The organism is Streptomyces sp. NPDC048295, from assembly GCF_040652135.1.
In the GTDB taxonomy this organism is placed as follows: Bacteria; Actinomycetota; Actinomycetes; order Streptomycetales; family Streptomycetaceae; genus Streptomyces.
On record NZ_JBEZLL010000011.1, the window covers coordinates 216373 to 238309 of the forward strand.

The following is a 21937-nucleotide window of genomic DNA, read 5'->3' on the forward strand; positions in this document are numbered from 1 at the left end:
GCCGGTGGCTGCCGGGCCTGGTCCGGCCGGACTGCCCCAGGGCCTGTCCGGCGGATCACGACCGGACGGGCCCTGTCGGCGAACGGCTCCTACGAGCCGGTGACCGCCTCGGCGGCGGCCCGTCGGCCCGATCGGATGGCGCCTTCCATGAGGCCGAAGAACTCGGTGCTGGTCTCGGTACCGGCCCAGTGGACGCGACCGTGCGGGCGGGTCAGTCCGGGACCGAGCGCGAGCCAGTCACCGGGGCCGAACAGGGCGGCGTAACAGCCGCGGCTGTAGGGGTCGTTGACCCAGTCGGTCACGTGGAAGCCGATCGGCTCGGGCAGGCCGGGGAACAGCCGGCCGGCCTGGGCGATCGCGGCGGCCCGCTGTTCGCCGGCGGGCAGCGCGGCGAACCGGCGGGCCTCCTCGCCGGTGACGAATCCGGTCAGCACGCCTGCGGAGCCGTCGGCGGGCGAGTCGTCGACGGTGGACAGCAACGGCCCGTCCGCGCTCACCGACCAGCCGGACAGCCCCTGCCGACGCCAGAGCGGGGACGGGTGGACGAGGTGGACCTTGACCGCGCAGCCGGGTCCGGTCCGTTCCCCCGACCGCGGGGCGGGCAGTCCGGGCGTGAAGTCGATCCGGTCGGCGAGGACCGGGGGCAGTGCGATGATCACCGCGTCGGCGCGGGTGGCACCGCTCGCGGAACGCACGGTCACACCGGTGTCGTCCTGCTCCACCGCGGTGACCGGCTCGGAGAGCCGCACCCGGTCGCCGAGCCCGTCGGCGAGAGCCTCGCTCAGCCGGTGGGCGCCGCCCTCGATCCGCCACTCCTGGGCGCCCCCGGCGAAGGCGTTGAGGTAGCGCAGCCCGCCTCCGGAACGCAGGTAGAAGGCCATGTGCAGGACGGACACGTCGGCCGGGGCCGCGGCCATCATCTCCCCCAGGAAGAGCGGGAAGAACAGCCGGCTGTCGGGGTGACGGAGGTTGGCGTCCGCCCACTCCGCGGCCGTCAGCGAGTCGAGGTGCGCGGCGTCCGGGCCGAGCCAGGGCGCATCGACGCGTACGGACCGGGTGACTTCGTCCAGCAGGTCGAACAACTCGCCCAGCGCCACACCGCTCAGCGGAGGGAAGCGCCCCTGGACGCTCTCCGCCGCGGCGGCGGCCCGGACGTCGAAGCGGCTGTCGCCCTCCATGACCGTGGGTTCGGTCTTGAGGTCGTGGCGGGCCATCAGCTCCAGCAGTTCGGTGTGCCGCTCCCCGAGGTAGGCGGCACCGGCGTCGGCCCATTCGCCGGGTGCGATCTCGATGCCGTGCGTCCTGCCGCCGACCCGGTCGCGGGCCTCCAGGACCTGGACGTCCACTCCGCGTCCGGCGAGATCGGCGGCCGCGGTGAGGCCGGCGATCCCGGCGCCCACGACGACGACGCTCATCGGGTCACGCTCGCGACGCGGTCGGCGAGCTCGGCCGGTGTGGGCGCCTCGATGAGGTCCTCGAAGCTCAGCTCCACGCCCTCCGCCCGCGCGACGGCGCTCAGCACCCGGGTGCCCAGGAGCGAGTCGCCTCCGGATGCGAAGAAGTCGGAGTCCACCGAGACGCTGTCGGTCTCCAGAACCCTTCGGAAGATGTCGACCATGTCGTCGCGACTCATCGATTGTCCTGTTCTGTAGGGCTGTTGTGGTGTTCCGTGCGTGCGGAGGCCGCGGCGGGCGTGTGCAGCCGATGGGTGCCGAGCCGGTCGATCTTTCCGCCGGCGGTGTGGACGAGTTCGGGGACGACGGTCACCCGGTGCGGGACGAGATGACCGGGCACGGTCGCGCGCAGATCGCGCAGCACCTCGCGGACGAGGGCGGCGGCGTCGGCGTCGGCGCGCTGCGGCACCACGTACGCGGTCACCGTCGTGCGATCCGCCGTCCTGGTGCCCACGACGGCGGCGGTGCCGACTTCCGGGTGGGCGGTGAGATGGGTCTCGATCTCGCCGGGGTCGACGCGGATGCCCCGTACCTTGATCTCGGCGTCGAGGCGGCCCTCGTGGACCAGGTGGCCGTCGGGCCGCCGGGAGACCCGGTCGCCGGTGCGGAACCAGCGGACGGGGCCGCCCGGGCCTTGGAGGGTCACGAAGCGTTCGGCGGTGGCCTCCGGGAGATTCCGGTAGCCCGTCGCCAACGCGGGTCCCGCGACGCTGAGTTCACCGTCCGGGCCGATGGCTTCGGTGACGTGCGGCAGCGGCTTGCCGATGGGGACGCCCCGCTCACCCCACCAGGCACCGGGGCCGGGGGCCTCGGGGCCGTGCAGGTCCACCGCGTGCGTGATCAGGGTGGTCTCGGTGCAGCCGTAGGTGTTGATCAGCCGGACCCGGTCGGTGGCCAGGGCACGCCACTGCGCGAGCCGGGCCGGACCGGCCGCCTCGCCGCCGATGACCACCGTCCGTACCCCGGCGGGCAGTTGCTCGTCGCTTTCCGCGAGGTGGCGGACGAGTTCGTGCCAGAAGGCGGTCGGCAGGTCGAGCAGGGTGACACCGGCCGCGTCGACGGCCCGGAGCAGCCGGGGTATCGAGCCGGTGTACGCCTCGTCGTGGAAGACGAGGGTGGCGCCCGTGGTGAGCGCGGGGAGTATCTCCTCCAGGCAGGTGTCCCAGTTCAGCGAGGCGAACTGCAGGACCCGGTCCGCCGGGGTGAGCGCGAAGAGCTCGCGGAGCGAGGCGACCGAGGCGGCAATGGCCTGCCTCGGGGTGAGGACGGGCTTGGGCCGGCCGGTGGATCCGGAGGTGAAGAGCGTGTACGCGGGCGCTTCCGCGTCCGCCGCCTCCGGAGCGGACGGGACGGGGTGCTCCTCGTCCGGTAAGGAGTGGGGATCGTCCGGCAGGGCGCGGAGACCGGGCAGTTCGACGGGCTCCCATCCCTCCGGGACAGGGGTGCCCGGCCGGGTGACGAGCACCTTGGCGCAGCCGGCGGCTTCGAGGAGTGCCCGCTGCCGCGCGACCGGGAAGGCCGGGTCCACCGGGCAGTAGGTCCCGCCCGCGGCCAGAACGCCCAGGAGGGCGACGACGGTGGCCGGGGAGCGGTCCGTCAGGACCCCCACGGGTCCGGGGGCGGGCCCCAGTTCCCGGGCCGTCGCACGGACCCCGCGCACCAGCTCCGCATAACTCAGTCCGTGCCCGCCGTATTCGACGGCACAATTGCCGGGATACCTACGGGCCACTTCCAGAAGAGCGGGAACAATACCCGCCATCAGAATTGCCCTTCATTCGACGGGACGCCGAGAAGGATATCGAGCCGCGAGTGAATCTTTTTTAAGTCGATCACCGAGCAAGGCATACTCATGAAGCTATCACCATAACCACTCGACGGGTCAAGGAGGACGGGCAACGTGGCCCACGTCACACGGAAATGGAGAATCCGGAACGGGGTTGTCCACCTTGGTTACATGCGGTAATAATTTAGCTAATCCACAAAGGAGGTCGACTGCACATGACGGATCCATTCCACTTGCGAATCGCCGTACGGGGTTACGAACTCGACACCCAGGGGCACCTGAACCAGGCCGTCTACCTGCAATATTGTGAGCATCTACGCTGGGAGAGCCTGCGCGCCGCCGGAATCTCGCATTCCAAACTGATCTCCACGCGAATAGGCCCCGCAGTCCTGGAGAACACCATGCGTTTCCATCGCGAACTGCGCGGCGGAGACGAAGTCGACGTCACCTGCAAGTGGATCTGGGGCGAAGGAAAAACATTCCGCGTCGAACAGGAAATCCGTCGGGCCGACGGTGTCCTAGCCTGCGATCTTTCGAGTGTCGCAGGACTCATCGACCTGGACAAGAGGAAAATGATATCCAACCCGGCCGAACATTTTGCCAAGCTGGCCGATCACCCGGAAATCATGGGTCTCTGATTTTCGCCTGAGATTCTCCCGGCAAGGCATCAGGGGGTATCCGCGGGAGCTCCGTCCCGAGTGCACTTCCGGATGCCCGGCCCGGGCCTGTCCGCGGATCAGGGCCGGACAGGCCCGGGCCCCCGGCCGTTCTCACTGCGGCTCCGGCGGCCCCTGCCGTGCCGGCTGGTGCTCCGCTTGGAGCCTGGACAGCGCGAGCACCGCCCGTCCGATGTCGACGCCCTTGCGGCCGAGCTCGTCGCCGTACCGCTCCAGCACTCCGTTCTCCCAGGCGAGCTCCGAGACGGGCATGCCCGACAGCCGCCGCAACGACTGGTCGTACCGGGCGAGTTCCACCCTGCGCAGCACCATCGAGATGATCTTCCCGTCCAGGTCGGCGAGCAGAGCGCGGACCTCCGGTTCCGCCATGGCCTCGGTGAGGTCTGCCGGTACTCCCAGCGCGGCGCTCACGTGTCCACCGCCTCGCCCCGTAAGAGCCCGCCCGCGGCGAGGGCCGCGACCATCGTCCGCGACTTGACCAGGGTCTCCTCGAACTCCGCGGCCGGATCGGACAGCGCGATCACCGCTCCGCCGACGCCGAACGACGTGCCCCGGCCGGTGGCGACGATCGTGCGGATGACGATGCTGAGGTCCGCGGCGCCGCTCAGCGAGAACCAGCCCAGGGCACCGGAGTACACCCCGCGCGCTCCCCCTTCGAGCCGGTCGATGATCTCCATGGTGCGCAGCTTGGGCGCACCGGTCATCGAGCCGCCGGGGAACGAGGCGCGGACGCAGTCCACCGCGGAGACGCCCACGCGCAGTGTGCCCCGGACGGTGCTCACCAGCTGGTGCACCGGCGGGTACGTCTCGACGTCGAAGAGCTTGGGAACGTGCACCGATCCGACCTCGCACACGGTGTTGAGGTCGTTGCGGAGCAGGTCCACGATCATCAGGTTCTCGGCGCGGTCCTTCTCGCTGGCCCGCAGGTCCTCGCGGAGTGCCCGGTCCTCTTCCGGGGTGACGCCGCGCGGCCGGGTGCCCTTGATCGGCTTCGACTCCGCGACCCGGTCCGTACCGATGGCCAGGAACCGTTCCGGGGAGGCGCTGAGCACGGCCACGCCGGGGAAGTCGAGCAGTGCGCCGTAGGGGACGGGGCTGATGTCGCGCATCCGGCGGTAGGTGGCCAGCGGGTCGATGACGGCGGGTGTGGAGACCATGTTGGTCAGGCAGATCTCGTACGACTCCCCGTCACGGATCTTGTCCAGGCACTGCCCGATCCGCGCCAGGTACCCCTGCTCGTCGTGGCGCTGCACGAGCGAGGCGCCGGTCTGCGCCGGCGCCTCGGTGAGCGGTGGGCGCACCTGGCCGGTTCCGGCGGGGAGCAGGGCGAGCCGGGAGGCCGTGGTGTCGAGCCATTTGGCCGCCTCCGGGTCCTCGGGCCCTTCGCCGAGGCACATCACGTACGTGCGGCGCCCGGTGTGGTCGACGACGACGGCGCGGTCGGCGAAGAGCAGCGCCGCGTCGGGGGTGGGCGCGGTGTGCGCGGCGCTCGCCCCGGCCTCGGCCTTGAGCTCGTAGCCGAGATAGCCGACGTATCCGAGGTTGAAGGAGAACGGCAGTCCGGTGTCGGCCGGCAGCGCGCGCCGCCGCAGCTCACCGTCGAGGTAGTCGAAGAAGTCGCCGGCCACGTGCTCGTCGGGGCGCCCGGCCCGTTCGACGCTCACCGTGCGGGTCCTGACCCGGTAGGTGACGTACTCGGCGAGCGGTCCGCTGCCGTCGCCGAGGAAGGAGAAGCGGGAGTTCCCGTCGGCGTGGGAGCCGCTGTCGAGCCAGAAGCTGTGCGGACGGCCGGCGAACAGCTCGGTGTACACGGCCTCCGTGTCGGGCAGCTGCTCCAGTTCGCGTACGTGCAACCGGTACGGGGGCACGGCCGGCGTCCCGGTCTCCGCGCGCTTCAGAGTCAGGTCCCGGAAGTTGGCGAGCAGTTCGCGGCCGTACTCGCTCGCTATGGACTCGGGATGGAACTGGACTCCCCAGAGGGGGCGGGTGCGGTGGCGGAGCCCCATGAGGATGCCGTCCTCGGTCCAGGCGACGCCCTCCAGTTCGTCGGAGAGTCCGGTGACGGTCAGGGAGTGGTACCGGACCACGGAGAACGGTGAGGGCAGCCCGGCGAACAGATCCTCGCCGTTGTGCCGGATCCGGGACAGCCGGCCGTGCATCGGCTCGGGGGCGTGATCGACGGTGCCCCCGAACAGGGCGGCCATGCCCTGATGGCCGAGGCAGACACCGAGGACGGGCAGCCCGGAGTCGCGGATCGCGCGGCTGCCGACGCCGAAGTCGCGCTCCCGGTCGGGGCGCCCGGGTCCGGGCGAGACCACGATGTTGTCGTAGTCGCCCAGATGCAGTGCGGACCAGTCGATGTCGTTGCGGACGACGACGGGCGGCTGTCCGTTCACTTCGCCGAGGAGCTGGTAGAGGTTGTAGGTGAACGAGTCGTAGTTGTCGACCAGGAGCGTGCGTACGGAACGGCTCATGACGCCGTGCCCCGGACCGGCCGGCCCCCGTCGGTGTCGGGCGCGTCGATCACCAGATCCTCGACCCGGCAGGTCTCCTCGATGATCAGGTCGTACAGCCGCCGCAGGAACGTCCCGTCGATTCCGTGCTCGGCTCCGTAGCGGGCGGCCCGCTCCTGCACGACACCGATCCGGTGCGGCTGCATCATCGGGACCCCGTGCTCCCGCTTGTGCTCCGCGATGCGTACGCACAGGTCGATCCGGCTCTTCAGGGTGTCGAGCAACGTCGCGTCGACGAGGTCTAGTTCGGCGCGCAGACTCTCCAGAGCGACTTCAGCGTTCGAGGTCGTCGTCATGCCACTGCCTTTCTGAATGTCGTGGTGCAACGGGGCGGTTCCCCCTGGGCACGGTGATCCTCCGAGCCGTTCGGACAGCTCGGTGCATCGGCCAGGAAGCGACCGGCCGCGTAGGTCGCGCAGGACGTCAGCGATGAGTGATGGATGGGCGAGCGGGGCTGCGGACAGGGTGCCGACCAGGGCGCGTTCTTCGAATGGGACCCACCCCGTGCGGTGATGCGCACGGCCCAGTACGGCCGGATCGGGGTGAGGTCGGTGACAGGCCGAGCTTGCCGTTGCCTGCGGCAGCGGCGCTCCGCGTGTGGTTGCCTTCGGACGAGGTCGCGGTGGCGGGATGCTCCCTCCGACTGGGTGCCAGGGATGTGCGGGAACTCGTGGCGACAGATCGCACGGCGCTCTTTCCTGCGGCCTGCCGACGTGGCGACTAGAGCAAAACACACGCCGGAGAGGCCACCAAACCTTTTAGCTGTGGCTAAAAGGATCTGTGTGCACGGGGGTCGGCGCAGGGCCCGCGGCGGCTCACAGGCTGCGGGCTCCCGTGCTCACGGCGCCCCGGACGAGGGCCTCCCCGGTCTCCGTGAGCGAGTGGATGACCCGCTGCCCGGACCGATGGCTCGTCACCAGATCACAGCCCCGCAGGACCGAGACGTGCTGGCTGATGGCTCCGGGTGTGACTTCGACCTGAGCGGCCAGCTCGCCGGTGGAGGCCGGCATGAGGAGCGCCTCCAGCACGGAGGCCCGGACACCGCCGAGGAGCGCCGCGAGCGAGCTGTGGCGGTCCTGCCCGTCGTGGTGCCAGATGTTCGCGGCCCCGGGTCTCGGGTACACGATCATCGACTGGAGCGGCGGCAGCATGGTGAGCACTTCCGGGCCGCAGAAGACACTCGGCACCAGGACGATGCCCTGGCCGCCGAGAGTCTCCTCGAACTGGTAGGCGCTGCGGACCGTGAGGCGGTCGTCGCGCCACCCGATCCGCTCGTTCAGGGCGGAGAAGACGGAGGCCGCCCCCGCGTTCTCCATCAGCCGCATCCGGGAACGCACGTCGGAGACGAGCCCGCCATACAGCCTCTGCCAGTACGGTTCAAGGGCCAGTTTCCAGTAGATCCGCAGAAGTTGCGTGATCTGTTCGATGGCCTTCTCGGGCTCGTCCAGCATCTTGCGGTGAAGTGACGCCGCCTCCCGGCGCCAGCCGGACGGTGTTCCGGTGTCCCCCAGCATCCAGGCCACCTCGTCGACGAAGTGGGCGGGTTCGGTGGCGCGGACCGCCTCCAGTTCGCTCTCCACGTCCGCCGGTGACCCGGCCGGCGCCGGGGTGAGGAAGTCCGGCACATAGCCGGTCGCCGGGATCACGGCCCGCAGAAGGCGCAGGTCGACCCCCTTCAGTCTGCCGAGGATGTCGTCCACCCAGGGCTGGTGCTGGCTTCTGCGCGAGGGACAGGCCAGTGTCCGGAAGCTGTAGACGGTCTCCCCCAGCGGAGACATCGAGAACCGCACCTTCGCGACATCGTCGGCGGTCGCGCTGTAGCTGATCAACGTTTCCCCGTCCCACCCATCGGTCCGGCGCCCTTGGTTAAGGGTGCTGGTGAACGGTAGGCCCGAGAAGATGCGCGCATGAAACCAAAACCGGACACCTGAACCAACGCGGCCGCAACGGAGCATGGCCCATCCGGAATGGAAGAGGCCGTCCGCCTACGCCCGTTCCGGCGAAAGCGGACGGCCTCAGCAAGTCCCGACCTGGATTCACGCCGGTCCGAACCGGAACAAATGAAGCGGTATTCCGGACACACTGAGTCCGATGCCCGACACGGAAGAAATCGGCCTTGAATCTGTCCGAAAATCGCGGCCTCGGGACGGGGTGCCGAGAGGTCCGGCCGCCCTCGGCCTAGTCGGTCCCGGCGAGTTCGGCCTCCCGGGCGAGGATCGCGTAGACGTACTCGCTGCCCCAGCCCCGGTCGTCGCGGTCGTTCTCGATCAAGTGCGCCTCCCGGCGCATCGAAAGCCGCTCGCAGATCCGTACGGAAGCCCCGTTGTCCGCATCGATACGGGCGAACAGCCGGTGCACGGATAGCTGCTGAAAGGCCAGGTCACGCAGGGCGAGCGCGGCCTCGGTGGCATAGCCCCGGCCCCCGTGGTCCGGGTGGAAGACCCACCCGATCTCGGCCTGCGCGGCGTGCGCGCCGGACAGCGAGACCATCACCTCGCCGATCACCCCGGGAGTGTCACGACGGCAGACCGCCAGCGTGAGGCTGTCTCCGTCCTCCTTCCAGTTGGTGCCCTGCCCGATGCGTTCGATGACCTCCGCGCAGCGCGCGCGATCACGCGGCGGCCGGTAGAGATACCTCGCCACCTCGGGCAGTCCTTGATATGCGTGCATATCGTCCAGGTCATTCTCCGCGAACAGACGGAGAACCAGCCGATCCGTTGTCAACGGCTGTGAGAAAACAGTCGTACTCATACCCATCCGGCTTCCTCGGAAATCCATGATTGACGTCCCATCATCAGCAACTTAGACTCCACTGCGCTACCTGACCAGGGGCATCTGCAAGCGGGGGAACGCTGTGTGATGCGGCGACATGGACGATGTGCCAGTCCTGGGCGCATGTGGGGGCTCACAGCACCCCACCGCCCACTTCTCACCGATCACCCTCGAGCGGCTCGGAACAGACGAATACGCGGCGCGGCAGTACCCGGGCCGCGGTCCGGTCGCACAACGATGTGCTCACCCACCGCACTTCACGCCCCGGTGGCAGGCGGCGTGCGCGCGGTGAAAGAACGGGTGACCGCGGTCGCCCGCGTCCGCAGGCCGCCCCGGCGGACGACGCCGGCAAGGCTCGCCGAGCCGGTTCACCGGCCGTCCCCTGCCCCGCGACCCCTGTCCCCCGAAACGGCGCCCAGCCCTCCGCCTCGTCGACCACCTACGTCCCGGGCGGCCCGGCCGGAGTGACCGCTCCAGGCACCACGACATCCGCATACGTCCCTTTCTCACGGTTGGCACGCGTCCGAGCGGCGTCGTGCCCTGCCCGAAGACACGAGGAGAATCATGCACGCAGGGCCACAGCAGACTGCCGTCGTCGTCGGCAACGGGGCGGTCGGCGCCTCGATCGCCTACGAGCTGAGCAGCCGCGGATTCCAGGTCACGCGCGTGGGCCGGGAGAACCGTCCGTACGCCGCCTCCCTCGCCGCCGGCGCGATGCTCGGCTGCTTCGGCGAGGTCACCACCTCGCTGCTGGCCAGTGACCACGGGCGGGCCAAGCTCGACATGGACCACCGGGCCCGCCGCTACTGGAACGAGTGGGACGAGCGGCTCAGTCAGGACTCGGGCGACTCCCGCACCCTCTTCAGCGCCGACGGGACGTTCGTCCTGCTCAACACGATGGGATCGGCGCCCGTCGACTCCGGCAACTACCGGGCCATCGAGGCGACGCTGCGGGAGTACGAGGAGCCGTACGAGACGGTCGACCCCGAGGAACTGGACTGGCTGGCGCCGAACGATCTCTCCCGTTCGCTTCGCGGCCTGCTCATCCCGGGTGAACGCGCCGTGGACTCGCACCGGTTGCTGGTCAAGCTCGATCAGGCGCTGGTGAAGGCGGGCGGCAAGATCGTCGATGCCGAGGCGCTGGGCGTCCGGGTGGCGAACGGCCGCGCGACCGGCGTCGAGCTGGTGGGCGGGGAGATCCTGGCCGCCGACCACGTCGTCGTGGCCGCCGGGGCCAAGTCCCTCACACTGCTGGACGAGGTGGCCGAGGCACGCGCCCAGATGCCCCCCATGGTGAGCGGTTACGGAGTCTCCGTACTGGTGGAGACCGAGGACCGCGCGCTGCCCTCGTCCGTGGTGCGCACCCCCAACCGGGCCTTCGCCTGCGGTCTGCACGCCGTGCCGCGCGCCGACGGGGTGCTCTACCTCGGGGCCACCAACATCATCTCCGAGCAGCCGCGCCGCTTCGCCGCGGTCGGGGACCTCCAGTTCCTGCTCGGCTGTGCCGTGGACCAGTTGCACACCGACCTCTCCGAGTCCTCGCTGCTGTCCGTGCAGGTCGGCAACCGGCCCGTGCCCGCCGACGGCTTCCCGCTGATCGGCGCGGCCGGGGCCGAGGGCCTGTGGCTGGCCACCGGCACCTACCGCGACGGACTGCACCAGTCGCCGCTGCTGGCCCGGCACATCGCCACCCTCATCGAGGGCGGCACCAGCGAGTACGACTTCCTGTCGTCCTTCTCCCCGGTGCGCGCTCCGCTGGCCGGCGGGACCCGTGAGCAGGTCGTGACGACGACGGTCGAGCACATGATGGCCACCGGCTACGAGTACCGGTGGAACGTCGCGCCCGAGTGGCCGCCGCGCATCGAGCGGCACCTGCGCCGTTTCTACGGGGCCCTGGTGGAGGAGCTGCACCCGTCCTTCACTCCCCCCGCCGAGCTCGTCGCCGCCATGACCGACGGCATCCGCGAGTCCCTCACGCGCTACTACGGGGCTTGGTCATGATGACGGCGGAGCAGTCGCGATCGGCCCTCGAAGCGGCCCGCACCCGCCTGACCGAGGCAGGGGTGTGGGACGTCGAAGGCGACCTGGACGCATTGCGCGAACGCTTCCTCGCCCCGGGGACACCCGCGGCACAGGCCCGCTTCGAGGCCGCCGTCGCGGAACGCTGCCGGCGCATCCCGCTCGGCCACATCATCGGTTCGGCCGGGTTCGACGGCCTGGAACTCCTCGTCGGCAGCGGCGTGTTCGTACCGCGGCACGAGAGCACCGCGCTGGTGGCCTGGGCGGCCGACGAGAAGACACTGCCGTACGAGGGCACCGCGCTCGACCTGTGCTCGGGCGTCGGGGCCCTCGGCCTCGCCCTGTCGCGGCGCCGCCCCGACGCGTCGGTGACGTGCGTGGAGCGCGACGACACCTGTCTGCAGTATCTGAACCGCAATGCGGCGCGGCACCGGGACGTGCTGGGCCCGGTCTCCGTGCACGCCGCCGACCTCACGCAGCCGGGCTGCCTCGACGCGTACCTCGGCAGGACCGACCTCGTCATGGCGAACCCGCCGTATGTCTCCCCCGATGTACGGCTGTTGCCCGAATGGTCCGAGCACCAGCCCCGGGCCGCCGTCTACAGCGGCGTGGACGGTCTCGATCTGATCCGCCGGATCGTGGTCCTCGCCGCCGCGGCGCTGCGTCCGGGCGGACATCTGGCGCTCGAACACGACCGGGCGCAGCCCGAGCAGGTGCGCGAGCTCCTGCACGGTGACTCCTTCGAGGAGATCACCACCTTCGTCGACACCGCAGGCGAGCCGCGGATCACCGTCGCCCGCCGCACCGGACAGGGAGGTACCGGGTGAGCACGGACCGAGCACCACAGAACTGGCTGACCACCCGCAGGGACCGCACGTCCTCGGCCCTGGACCAGTGCTTCGCCGAGGGGCTGACCGGGCACACCGTGGTCGCCCGCGACCGCAAGCGGGTCACCCTCCAGGACGGCACCACGGCCACGGAGTTCGTGTCGTGCTCCTACCTCGGGCTGGAGTCCCATCCCTCGCTGGGGGAGGCCGTGGTCGAGGCCGTCGGCCGCTTCGGGGTGCACCTGTCGTCCTCGCGCAACCGGATGCGGCCCTCCTACCTCCCCGAGCTGGAGGAGCTGCTGGCGCGCATCTATCCCGGCACCCGGCCCTGCGTGTTCACCTCCACCAGCAACGTCCACCTCGGCGTGCTGCCGCTCCTGGCCTCGGGGTCGCTGCCCAGCTATCCCGTACAGGGCGGACCTCATCTGTTCGTGGACCGCACCGCTCATGCCTCGATGCAGGTACTGCGGGGAATCTTCGCGCAGTTCGGGCCGGTCGACCGGTTCCGCTCGGAGGATTCCGCCTCGGTGGACCGGGCGCTGCAGCAGGCGACGGCGGAGGGGCGCACCCCCGTCCTCCTGGTGGACGGGGTCGGTTCGATGAACGGCCTCATCGCCGTGCACGACCTGGCGCAGCGGGCGGCGGCCGTCGGCGGCTATCTCTACGTCGACGACGCCCACGGCATCTCCATCGACGGTGCCGCGGGCTGCGGTTACGCCTTCGACGCACTGGGCGGCAAACTCCCCCACAACGTCGTCCTGGCCGGCTCGCTGTCCAAGGGCTTCGGCGGCTCGGGCGGCTTCCTCCTGGCCGCGTCCGACGAGGACGTCGCCGTCGTCAGGAAGCTCGCCAATCCGCTGGTCTTCGGCCATTCGGTGATGGTGCCGATGATGGCGGCCAATGTCGCGGCGGCCCGCATCCATCTCTCCCCCGAGATCGCCGGACTCCAGGCGGGGCTCTGGGCGAACGCCGCCCGGCTCGACGAACTGACCGGCGGGAAGCTGTCCAACGCGGGGCTCCGCACCCCGGTGCGCGGAGCGGTGTTCGGTACCGAGGAGGAGGGTCTGCGTGCCGTCCGGCGCCTCAAGGACCGCGGTGTGATCATGCTCCCCGCGTTCTACCCCACGGTGGCGCAGGGACAGTCCCTGCTGCGCTTCGCCCTCTCCGCACTGCACAGCGAGGAGGACCTGGTCCTTCTCGCGAACACTCTTGAGGAGAGCGGACACTACAGCGGCGGTCAGGAGCTCGACGGCCGTGACTGAACAATCCACTCCGCCGGCCGCGGCGGAGCGGCCCGGACCGCCCCGCCCGGGGCTGGGGCCACTGGTACGTCCCATCGCCGTGTCCCACTTCGTCACCCATCTCGGCGACGGTCTGTTCTATGTCTGCGCGGCGCTGTACTTCACCCGGGTGGTCGGCCTGGACGCGGTCACGTACGGGGCCGCGCTCACCGCGTCCTGGCTGCTGGCCATGGTGCTCAGCGTGCCTGTCGGGCATCTCGCCGACCGGTTCGAGTCCCGGACCGTGGCCACCACCCTGCTCGGGGTGGCCGGCCTGTCGGTCTGCGTGTACCTGGTGACGTCGAGCGTGCCGCTGTTCTTCGTGGGGGCCTGCCTGCTGGCGGTCTCCAGCCAGGGCACCCAGTCCGCCCGTTCCGCCCTGGTCTCCCGCTCGTTCCCCGCCGAGCAGGTCACCAGGGTGCGGGCGGTACTGATCTCGACCGCCAACGCGGGTCTGGCCGTGGGCGCGATGCTCGGCGCCCTCGTCATCTCCGTGGACACCGGCACCGCCTACCGGCTGGCGTTCGCGCTGGACGCGGCGACGTTCTTCCTCGCCGCCGTGCTGCTGCTCAAGGTCCCGGCGACGCTGCGCACGGTGCCCGGCCCCGTGGGCGACGCGGCAGCCGCGGCGGTCAAGGGCTCGCCGCTGCGGGTGTTCCGCGACCGGGGGTACGTGGCCGTCAGCGTCGTCAACCTGCTTCTGACGCTCCATGCGCCGCTGATCGATGTGGCGCTGCCCCTGTGGATCGTCCACGAGACACAGGCTCCCGAGTGGAGCATCGGCGCCGTCTTCGTCATCAACACGGCTCTGGTGGTGGTCCTGCAGTACCGGGTGTCGCAGGCCGTGACCAGCATCGACGCCGGCCTGCGCAGCCTGCGCATCGGCGGGGTGCTGCTGTTCGCGGGGATGGCGCTGTACTCCCTGTCCGGGCTGCCCTCGTCGCCCTGGGGAGCCGCCGGGCTGCTCGTGCTGGCGGTCTCGGTCCTCACCTTCGGGGAGATGCGGCAGACGTCCAGCATGAACGAGATCAGCTTCCGGCTCGTGCCCGACGGCAGATACGGCGAGTACCAGGGCTTCTTCGGCATGGGCTCCACCGTCGCCGAGGCGGTCGGTCCGCTCGCCCTCACCTGGCTCCTGCTGTCCCACGGCTCCTGGGGGTGGCTGGTGCTCGGCGCCGTCTTCCTCGTCGCGGCCCTGGCCATGCCGTACTGCGTCGCCCTGGCCCGACGCTCGACGCTGACAAGGGAGAACCTCCTGTGACACCGTCCGCGCCCCGCCCCGTGCTCCTGCTGCTCAGCGGCAGTCGCCGGGTCGTCGACAAGGCCCTGGGCCTCGGCCTCGATGTGGTGCACCTCCAGGCGCCCACCATGACCGACCCCTCGCTGGACCCGCTGTGCCTGCGCTCGCTCAGCATCGACCTGCTCGATGTGCCCGGCGTCCTGGCCGTCGCCCGCACGCTGCACGAGGAGTTCGGCTTCGCCGGAGTGTGCAGCAATCACGAACCCGCGTGCACGGCCGCCGAAGCGGTCGCCCTGGACCTGGGGCTGGTCGCACCGGGCACCGGCGTCGCCGCGCTGCTGCGCGACAAGGCCCGGACCCACGAGGTGCTCGACAAGGACCCCTCGCTGCGCACCCCCTGGGCCCGGCTGAACGGCCCCGAGGACGCGCTCCGGGTCGCGAGGAGCGCCGGGTGGCCGCTGATCCTCAAGCCCGTCGACGGCTCCGCCAGCCTGGGGGTGCTGAAGGTCGACGGCCCGGACGGACTCGACGAGGCGTGGCAGCGGGTGCAGGACACCCTGCGCAACGACCACCACTACCACGAGGTGTTGCCCGTGACCGGGTACCTCGTCGAACCCTTCGCCCCCGGCGAGGAGTTCAGCGTCGAGACGTTCAGCGTCGGCGGAGAGCACGAGGTACGGGCGGTGGTGCGCAAGCTCGTCGGCGGCTCGTTCGTCGAGACCGGCCACCTCGTCCCCGCCGGACTCGACGCCGGGCCGCACCGGGCCGTCGTCGACCGTGTCATCGCCTTCCTGGACCATGTCGGCCTGCGCGAGGGGCCCGCCCACACCGAGGTCATCGTCGGTGAGAAGGGCATCCATCTCGTCGAGTCCCACGCCCGTACCGGCGGCGACGAGATCCCCGCCCTCCTCACCCTGGTCACCGGGCGTGACGTGGAGGCCGACATGCTCGCCCATGCCTGCGGTGTGCCGCTGCCGCCCGCCGTACCACCGCTCGGGGCCACGGCCGTGAAGCGGTATCTGCTGGCGGACCGCACCGGCCGCGTCGGGGCGGTCGAGGGCGTGGCGGAGGCGGTCGCACTGCCGGGCGTGCACAGCGTCCGGATCTGGACGAGCCCGGGCGACGACGTACGCCCGGCGACGGCGAGTTGGGAGCGGCTGGGCGAGGTCGTCGCCGTGGGCTCCGACACCGCCGCGGCCACCGCGGCCGCCGAACAGGCCTGCCGGGCCATCACCCTACGGATGGAGGAACAGTGAGGCTCCTCACGGATCACACACTGCCACGACCGGAGCTGCTGGCCGTCCAGGCCGAGAACCTGGCGCTCATGCGCGACGCCGTGCGCCGCTCACGCACCTGTACGGCGCTGCATCCGTACGAGGGCTCCCTGACCCCCGAGGGGCTGCCGCAGGTCCCCCTCACCAGTCGCGACCGGCTCGCCGAGTGGAGTGTGGATCCCGGTACGCCGAACCGCATCACCGAGGGGGACATCCGCCTGGTGCTGCGTTCGAGCGGTTCGTCCGGCCGGGTACGGACCCTGCTGCACGACCGTCCCTTCAACGAGCGGGTGGAGGCGATCGGGGCGCGCGGCCTGTGCCTGGACGGGCTGGGGACCAACCCCTTCGTCCTCAACTCACTGGCTCCGGGCGACCTGTTCGGGGGATTCGGCTTCGCCGATGCGGTGCTCTCGCGCCGCGGCGCGGCGGTGCTCCCGGCCGGGACGTCCATGCCCGCGCATCATCTCGCCGAACTGATCACCGATCTCGACGTCGGCGCGATGGTCGGTCTGCCGGGTTACGTCGAGCGCCTGCTGGCCGAGATCCCGGCGGAGATGCACAAGCTGCGCACGCTGTACTACCTGGGAGAGCGGATGGCCTCACCGGCCGCCGAGGCGCTCGCCGCGGCCGGCTGCGCCGTGCGCTCCTTCGCGTACAGCACCACCGAGACCGGGCCCATCGGATACCAGTGCGGCCATCTCACCGGTACCGACCACCATGTGCACGAGGACCTGGTGATCGCCGAGGTCGTGGACGACGACGGCCGGCGGTTGCCGGACGGGGTCCCCGGCATGCTCGCGGTCACCGTGCTGGCCGACAGCGGCACCGCGCTGGTGCGCTATCTCGTCGGCGACCGTGCCTGTCTCCGGCCCTCCGAATGCCCCTGCGGCTCGACGGCCCAGGTACTGAGCATCGGTGCCCGCGACGACGTTTCGGCCAATCTGATCGGCACCCTGGTCACCCGCTCCATGTTCGACACCGCGCTCGGCCTGCCGTCGGACGCCCGCTACCAGGTCGGGTACGGCTCACAGCGGGGAATGCTGCGGCTGACCCTGCGCGGCGCCGCCCTGCGCGGTCTGACGGACGAGGCGGTACGGGCCGCCCTCGGCCGGCACCAGACCCTGCGCAAGGTCGTCGGATCAGCGATCTTCGCCGGCCTCACGGTGGACGCCGGGTCTACGCCGCGGATCACCGCCCGTGCCAAGGCCCCGTTCTTCTGGAGCGAGGAGGGCGGCGATGACCGCGCCTAGGCGGGTGCCGGACGAGGCCGAGGCGGCGAAGGTGCCCGGTCCCCTGCGTGACCGGCTCGACGACCTGGACCGCCGGCTGCTCGACCTCGTCGTCGGGCGGATGGAGCTCTGCCTGGACATCGCCAGGAGCAAGGCGGGGCACGGCATCCCCATGATGCAGCCCTCGCGCGTCGGGCTCGTCGTCGGCCGGGCCCGCGCCCACGCGGCCGCTCACGGTCTGCCCGAACACTGTCCGGGCGAGCTCTTCGAGTTGATCGTGGCCGGGACATGCGCCCAGGAGGGCATGCTGATGGCGGAGCTGAACGGAGCCGACGACCGGTGAAGACCCTCATCATCGACAACTTCGACTCCTTCACACTCAACATCGCGCAGTACCTGTACGAGGTGACCGGGGTGCAGCCGGTCGTGCTGCCCAACACCGTCGCCTACGACGCCCTGCCGCTCGACGAGTGCGGCGCCGTCGTTCTCTCCCCGGGCCCCGGACGGCCGTCGCGCAGGGCCGATTTCGGCGTCTGCCGCGAGATCGTCGAGCGTTGCGGGCTGCCGCTGCTCGGCGTCTGTCTGGGGCATCAGGGCATAGCCGAGTTCTTCGGCGCACGCACGAGCCACGCGCCCACGCCGGCGCACGGCGTCGTCGACACGGTCGCGCACCTGGGCACCGGCCTGTTCGCCGGACTGCCGCAGGACCTGCCGGTGGTGCGCTACCACTCGCTGGTCAGCACCGACCTGCCGGACACCCTGGAGTGCACCGCATGGACGCGGGACGGTCTCGTCATGGCCCTCGCGCACCGCTCCAGGCCGGTGTGGGGGGTGCAGTTCCACCCCGAGTCCATCGAGTCGGCCGGCGGCCACGAGATCCTCGCCAACTTCGTCGCACTCGCCGCCCGCCACCACCGCGGTGACGGCACGGCACCCGTCGACGGGGCAGCCGGCACCGCGGTGGACCTGCCGCCGTCCGTGGCGGCGTTCCAGAGGGCGGGCGGTGCGCTGCGGATGCGTCTGGAGACCGGGACCGTCACGGCCCCGGAGACCCCGGAGCTCTTCTTCCGGAACCATTACGCCGGGCGTCCGTACGCCTTCTGGCTCGACTCCGAGGGCAGCGAGCACCCGGGCTCCCGGTACTCCCTGATGGGTGCCTGGGGCGAGCGGGGCGATGTCGCTCTCGGCTACGACCTGGCGGGGCGCCGCCTCACCCTGCACGGACCCGACCGCACCGAGGAGGTCACCGGCGATGTCTTCACCCTCCTGGAGGAAATCGTCGACGCCGTGGAGGTCACCGCGCCCGCGGACTGGCAGCTGCCGTTCCGCGGCGGCCTGGTGGGATGGTTCGGTTACGAGCTGAAGGCGCTCACCGCCGGGGACGAGCGACACCCCTCGCCGCAGCCGGAGTCGTGGTTCCTCCACACCCGTGCCTTCACCGTCTTCGACCACCATCGCGGCCTCGCCCTCGCATGCCGCCTGGTCCCGGTGGACGACGGCGCCCCGCAGGCACCGGACCTCGCCCCGCCCCGGACGGCGAGGAGCGCGCCCGAACCTGGCGCGAGTGCCGCCCCGTACGCACCGGGACCGGTCCGCGAGCAGCTACTGAACCTGCGCGACGACCGCGGCACGTACATCGCGAAGATCAAGGAGAGCCAGCGCCTCATCACCGACGGCGAGAGCTACGAGATCTGCCTCACCAACCACGCCGAACTGCCCGGCGTGGGCGAGGGGCTGCCCGCGTACACACGCATGCGCGCGGTCAGCGCGGTGCCCGCCGGCGCCTATCTGCGCGCCGGTGACATCGAGGTGCTGTGCTCCTCGCCCGAGACCTTCCTGCGCGTGGACGAGAGCCGCATCGTGGAGTCACGGCCCATCAAGGGCACCCGCCCGCGGGGCGCGACGCCCGAGGAGGACGAGGCACTGCGGCGGGAACTGCTGTCCTCGGAGAAGGACCGCGCCGAGAACCTGATGATCGTCGACCTGGTCCGCCACGACCTCAACTCGGTGTGCGTACCGGGCAGTGTCCACGTCCCCCACGCCTTCTCCATCGAGAGCTACTCCTCTGTCCACCAGTTGGTGTCCACCGTCCGGGGACGGCTGCGGCGGACCGAGTCCGCGCTCTCGGCGGTACGCGCCTGCTTCCCGGGCGGCTCGATGACGGGCGCCCCCAAGAAGCGGACGATGGCGATCATCGACGAACTCGAAGGCACCGCGCGCGGCATCTACTCGGGCGCCCTGGGGTGGCTGTCGTTCTCGGGTGCGCTCGATCTGAACATCGTGATCCGTACGGCGGTGGTGCGTGACGGCACGGCCCGGTTCGGCGTCGGCGGCGCGATCACCGCGAAGTCCGACCCCGACGAGGAGTACGAGGAGACCCTGGTCAAGGCGAGCGTGCCCTACTTCGGGCTGCGCGGCTGGCAGCGGGAGGACAAGGCATGAACAACACGACCGCGACCGCTGCGGCGGCTCACCGGCGTACCGTGCTGCTGGGCGCGGCCGGCACGGTCGGCCGCTGGTACCGCACCCATCTGACCGGCGCCGGGGACACCGTGACCACCGCCGACCTCTCCACCGGCACGGACCACGACGAGGACGTGCGCACGCCCTCGGCGGGCCTGCGCTCGGCCGTCGCCGCCTCCGACGAGCTGGTGCTCGCCCTGCCCGAGGACGTCGCCGCGGCGTGCCTGCCGTGGCTGGCCGATCACGCCCGCCCCGAGGCGGTGATCGTGTCGACCTGCTCGGTCCAGCTTCCCCTGTTCGAGGCCGCGTCGGAGCTCGGTCTCGGCCCGCGACTGCGCGGGGTCAACCCGATGTTCTCGCCCACCCTGCCCTCCACGGGCCAGTCCGTGGTGGTGATCGCCCCTGGGTCCGCGACGGACGCGGACCCGCACGTCACCCGCATGTCGGCGCGTCTTCGCGCCGGTGCCATGGCGGTCTCCGTCATGAGCCCGTCCGACCACGACGCGGCGATGTCCGTGCTCCAGGCGCTGCCGCACGCCGCGATCCTCTCGTTCGTGGACGCGCTCCTGGCCGCACCGGTGGACGTGACCACCCTGATGCGGATCGCTCCGCCTCCGGCCCGCACCCTGGTGGCGCTGGCCTGCCGCATCCTGGCGGCCCCGCCCGAGATCTACTGGGACATCCAGCGCGCCAACGCGCAGGGCAGCGCCCGTCGCAAGGAGTTGCTGTCCTCGCTCCAGCGGCTCGACACCCTCGTCGACGCGGACCGGGCCGCCGGCTTCCACGCCGCTCTCGCCTCGGCGGCAGAGGGGCTGGGCCCCTACGCCGCCGAGGGCGCCCAGGAGTGCAAGGAACTGTTCGAGCTGATCCAGCGGCGCAGGACGGCACGGCGGACGGGTGCCGTCGCGGCGCCGGCCGTCGTACCCGCGTCGACCGGCGCCCGCCCCGAGCCCGAACCCGAACCCACCGAAGACCAGCCGGGAGACCGATGATGTCCGCAGCCACTCCGCCCCCAGCGAAGACCGAGCACCACCTCGCCGTCTTCGGTGACCTCTTCGACATCCCCGACCGGGCTCTCAAGACCCTCGGCGGCGGCGTCCGGATCACCTTGTTCGTCCCACGGTCGCGGCTGGCGGCCTGTGACGGCGTCGAGCACGCCCACGCGGTGATCGCCCTGGCCGACGACGCCGACGCGACGGCATGGACCGACGCCGTGCGGGCCGTGCACGCCGCGGTGCCGCTGACCCATGCCCTGGCCCTCGTCGACCACTTGGCGTACGAGGCGGCCGTGGCGACGGCGGCCATCGGCGTGCCCTTCCACGCGCCGGCGACCATGGAACGGGTGGCCGACAAGGCGCTGATGCGCCGGTCGCTCGACGAACGGGGCCTGTACCCCGTGCCGTTCCGTCTCGCCGCCGGCCTCGACGAGGCGCGCGCCGCCGTCGCCGGGATCGGGCTCCCCTGTGTCTTCAAGCCGGTGTCCGGCACGGGCAGCGCCGGCGCGGTCATGGTCCGCGACGAGAAGGACATGGCCGCGGCCTACCGCGAGGCGTCCGGACACGGCAAGGACGTACTGGTCGAACGGTTCATGACCGGTCCGCAGTTCAGCGTCGAGGCTCTCTCGGAGAACGGCCGGCATCTCGTACTGGCCATCACCCGCAAGTACTCGGACCCCGCCACCCTGGTGGAACTCGGCCATGTGATGCCGGCCCCCCTCTCCGAGGACGAGGCCGCCGCCGTGGCCCGGTGCGCCGAGGACGTCCTGGACGCCGTGGGCCTGACCTACGGCCCGAGCCACACCGAGGTGATCCTGGGCCCGGGAGGCCCGGTCCCGATCGAGACGCACGCCCGGGTCGGCGGCGACGACATCTGGCTCATGGTGCACGCCGCGACCGGCATCGACCTGGACACGGTCCAGCCCGACCAGGCCCTCGGGCGGAGCGTCCTCGACGAGGTGCGCTCCACCCTGCGGACGCACGCACCCCGACGCCCCTACCAGGCCGTGTGGTTCGGAGCGTCCCGCGAAGCGACCACCTTCACCGGCGCGGACCTGCCCGCCGGCGACCACGTCCAGGTCACCGCCCTGCGTACGAAGGGCGACCCGGTGCCACCGCTGGCCTCGACCAACGACCGTGTCGTGAAGGTGCGCGCAACCGGAACCACCGCAGAGGAGGCCCTGACCCTCGCCCGCGAAACAGCGGCCGAAGCCTGCGCGGCGCTTTCCCTGGACCTGTCCCTGACCGATCCCTCGCGCACGCTGTGACGGCACCCGGGAGGGGGTGATCACGCGGCCGTGAACTCCCCCGCCCCGGCGCGCTCCCCCGCGCCGGAGCCCGCTCCCTGACCCGGCCCGATCCACCTGAACCACCTGAACCAGACGTAAGACCCCGGGCGGGCCGTGAGGCC

General features: G+C 71.1%; 19 protein-coding genes. 11 read left to right on the top strand and 8 right to left on the bottom strand.

Annotated elements, in window-relative coordinates; genetic code table 11:
* Window positions 1-89: 89 nt before the first annotated feature.
* The 3 genes from AB0D53_RS18955 to AB0D53_RS18965 are packed head-to-tail and all read right to left on the bottom strand — an operon-like array spanning window position 90 to window position 3213.
* Window positions 90-1415 carry an FAD-dependent oxidoreductase gene (locus AB0D53_RS18955; RefSeq protein WP_362447598.1) on the bottom strand — a complete coding sequence of 442 codons (1326 nt, stop codon included), beginning with the start codon at window positions 1413-1415 and terminating at the stop codon, window positions 90-92.
* A complete protein-coding gene (locus AB0D53_RS18960) occupies window positions 1412-1633 on the bottom strand; it encodes a phosphopantetheine-binding protein (protein ID WP_362447601.1) in 222 nt (73 codons plus the stop codon). The genes AB0D53_RS18955 and AB0D53_RS18960 overlap by 4 nt, the downstream gene beginning before the upstream one ends.
* On the bottom strand, window positions 1630-3213 hold the full coding sequence (locus AB0D53_RS18965; protein WP_362447604.1) for an amino acid adenylation domain-containing protein: 1584 nt from the start codon (window positions 3211-3213) through the stop codon (window positions 1630-1632). Before AB0D53_RS18965 ends, AB0D53_RS18960 begins: the two co-directional genes overlap by 4 nt.
* 239 nt (window positions 3214-3452) lie before the next feature.
* Between AB0D53_RS18965 and AB0D53_RS18970 the strand changes: the two genes are divergently transcribed.
* The gene (locus AB0D53_RS18970) at window positions 3453-3875 is read left to right on the top strand and encodes a thioesterase family protein (RefSeq protein ID WP_362447607.1); all 423 of its coding nucleotides are present in this window, start codon (window positions 3453-3455) and stop codon (window positions 3873-3875) included.
* A gap of 132 nt (window positions 3876-4007) precedes the next feature.
* Here AB0D53_RS18970 and AB0D53_RS18975 read toward each other — a convergent pair whose 3' ends face one another.
* The 5 genes from AB0D53_RS18975 to AB0D53_RS18995 all read right to left on the bottom strand — a co-directional run bounded on the left by AB0D53_RS18975 (window position 4008) and on the right by AB0D53_RS18995 (window position 9178).
* Window positions 4008-4325, bottom strand: coding sequence for a hypothetical protein (locus AB0D53_RS18975; protein ID WP_362447610.1), 318 nt, complete (start codon window positions 4323-4325; stop codon window positions 4008-4010).
* Complete coding sequence (gene pabB, locus AB0D53_RS18980) at window positions 4322-6388, bottom strand: aminodeoxychorismate synthase component I (protein ID WP_362447614.1); 2067 nt, start codon at window positions 6386-6388, stop codon at window positions 4322-4324. Before pabB (AB0D53_RS18980) ends, AB0D53_RS18975 begins: the two co-directional genes overlap by 4 nt.
* Window positions 6385-6723 carry a chorismate mutase family protein gene (locus tag AB0D53_RS18985; RefSeq protein ID WP_362447617.1) on the bottom strand — a complete coding sequence of 113 codons (339 nt, stop codon included), beginning with the start codon at window positions 6721-6723 and terminating at the stop codon, window positions 6385-6387. The genes pabB (AB0D53_RS18980) and AB0D53_RS18985 overlap by 4 nt, the downstream gene beginning before the upstream one ends.
* Window positions 6724-7242: 519 nt before the next feature.
* Window positions 7243-8256 carry a DUF5937 family protein gene (locus tag AB0D53_RS18990; RefSeq protein ID WP_362447620.1) on the bottom strand — a complete coding sequence of 338 codons (1014 nt, stop codon included), beginning with the start codon at window positions 8254-8256 and terminating at the stop codon, window positions 7243-7245.
* Window positions 8257-8605: 349 nt separating this feature from the next.
* A complete protein-coding gene (locus tag AB0D53_RS18995) occupies window positions 8606-9178 on the bottom strand; it encodes a GNAT family N-acetyltransferase (RefSeq protein ID WP_362447623.1) in 573 nt (190 codons plus the stop codon).
* A 585-nt stretch (window positions 9179-9763) separates the two neighbouring features.
* Here AB0D53_RS18995 and AB0D53_RS19000 point away from each other — a divergent pair.
* Genes AB0D53_RS19000 through AB0D53_RS19045 form a run of 10 tightly spaced genes read left to right on the top strand, consistent with a single transcriptional unit; the run spans window position 9764 to window position 21794 of the window.
* Complete coding sequence (locus AB0D53_RS19000; protein ID WP_362447626.1) at window positions 9764-11200, top strand: FAD-dependent oxidoreductase; 1437 nt, start codon at window positions 9764-9766, stop codon at window positions 11198-11200.
* On the top strand, window positions 11197-12045 hold the full coding sequence (locus tag AB0D53_RS19005) for a HemK/PrmC family methyltransferase (RefSeq protein ID WP_362447629.1): 849 nt from the start codon (window positions 11197-11199) through the stop codon (window positions 12043-12045). Before AB0D53_RS19000 ends, AB0D53_RS19005 begins: the two co-directional genes overlap by 4 nt.
* Window positions 12042-13307, top strand: a complete 1266-nt coding sequence (locus AB0D53_RS19010; protein ID WP_362447632.1) for an aminotransferase class I/II-fold pyridoxal phosphate-dependent enzyme — start codon at window positions 12042-12044, stop codon at window positions 13305-13307. The genes AB0D53_RS19005 and AB0D53_RS19010 overlap by 4 nt, the downstream gene beginning before the upstream one ends.
* Window positions 13300-14586, top strand: coding sequence for an MFS transporter (locus AB0D53_RS19015; RefSeq protein WP_362447634.1), 1287 nt, complete (start codon window positions 13300-13302; stop codon window positions 14584-14586). Before AB0D53_RS19010 ends, AB0D53_RS19015 begins: the two co-directional genes overlap by 8 nt.
* The gene (locus AB0D53_RS19020) at window positions 14583-15821 is read left to right on the top strand and encodes an ATP-grasp domain-containing protein (protein WP_362447637.1); all 1239 of its coding nucleotides are present in this window, start codon (window positions 14583-14585) and stop codon (window positions 15819-15821) included. The genes AB0D53_RS19015 and AB0D53_RS19020 overlap by 4 nt, the downstream gene beginning before the upstream one ends.
* Complete coding sequence (locus AB0D53_RS19025) at window positions 15818-17089, top strand: AMP-binding protein (RefSeq protein WP_362447639.1); 1272 nt, start codon at window positions 15818-15820, stop codon at window positions 17087-17089. Before AB0D53_RS19020 ends, AB0D53_RS19025 begins: the two co-directional genes overlap by 4 nt.
* Entirely contained in the window at window positions 17076-17411 is a 336-nt protein-coding gene (locus tag AB0D53_RS19030) for a chorismate mutase (protein ID WP_362447642.1), read from the top strand. Before AB0D53_RS19025 ends, AB0D53_RS19030 begins: the two co-directional genes overlap by 14 nt.
* A complete protein-coding gene (pabB, locus tag AB0D53_RS19035) occupies window positions 17408-19510 on the top strand; it encodes an aminodeoxychorismate synthase component I (protein ID WP_362447645.1) in 2103 nt (700 codons plus the stop codon). Before AB0D53_RS19030 ends, pabB (AB0D53_RS19035) begins: the two co-directional genes overlap by 4 nt.
* On the top strand, window positions 19507-20523 hold the full coding sequence (locus AB0D53_RS19040; protein WP_362447648.1) for a prephenate dehydrogenase dimerization domain-containing protein: 1017 nt from the start codon (window positions 19507-19509) through the stop codon (window positions 20521-20523). The genes pabB (AB0D53_RS19035) and AB0D53_RS19040 overlap by 4 nt, the downstream gene beginning before the upstream one ends.
* A complete protein-coding gene (locus tag AB0D53_RS19045) occupies window positions 20523-21794 on the top strand; it encodes an ATP-grasp domain-containing protein (protein ID WP_362447651.1) in 1272 nt (423 codons plus the stop codon). Before AB0D53_RS19040 ends, AB0D53_RS19045 begins: the two co-directional genes overlap by 1 nt.
* Window positions 21795-21937 lie beyond the last annotated feature (143 nt).

Bases quoted from the DNA above. Each gene is read 5' to 3' on its own strand.
- AB0D53_RS18955 (WP_362447598.1), bottom strand. From the start codon at position 1,415: ATGAGCGTCGTCGTCGTGGGCGCCGGGATCGCCGGCCTCACCGCGGCC.
- AB0D53_RS18960 (WP_362447601.1), bottom strand. From the start codon at position 1,633: ATGAGTCGCGACGACATGGTCGACATCTTCCGAAGGGTTCTGGAGACC.
- AB0D53_RS18965 (WP_362447604.1), bottom strand. From the start codon at position 3,213: ATGGCGGGTATTGTTCCCGCTCTTCTGGAAGTGGCCCGTAGGTATCCC.
- AB0D53_RS18970 (WP_362447607.1), top strand. From the start codon at position 3,453: ATGACGGATCCATTCCACTTGCGAATCGCCGTACGGGGTTACGAACTC.
- pabB (WP_362447614.1), bottom strand. From the start codon at position 6,388: ATGAGCCGTTCCGTACGCACGCTCCTGGTCGACAACTACGACTCGTTC.
- AB0D53_RS18985 (WP_362447617.1), bottom strand. From the start codon at position 6,723: ATGACGACGACCTCGAACGCTGAAGTCGCTCTGGAGAGTCTGCGCGCC.
- AB0D53_RS18995 (WP_362447623.1), bottom strand. From the start codon at position 9,178: ATGAGTACGACTGTTTTCTCACAGCCGTTGACAACGGATCGGCTGGTT.
- AB0D53_RS19000 (WP_362447626.1), top strand. From the start codon at position 9,764: ATGCACGCAGGGCCACAGCAGACTGCCGTCGTCGTCGGCAACGGGGCG.
- AB0D53_RS19005 (WP_362447629.1), top strand. From the start codon at position 11,197: ATGATGACGGCGGAGCAGTCGCGATCGGCCCTCGAAGCGGCCCGCACC.
- AB0D53_RS19030 (WP_362447642.1), top strand. From the start codon at position 17,076: ATGACCGCGCCTAGGCGGGTGCCGGACGAGGCCGAGGCGGCGAAGGTG.
- AB0D53_RS19040 (WP_362447648.1), top strand. From the start codon at position 19,507: ATGAACAACACGACCGCGACCGCTGCGGCGGCTCACCGGCGTACCGTG.
- AB0D53_RS19045 (WP_362447651.1), top strand. From the start codon at position 20,523: ATGTCCGCAGCCACTCCGCCCCCAGCGAAGACCGAGCACCACCTCGCC.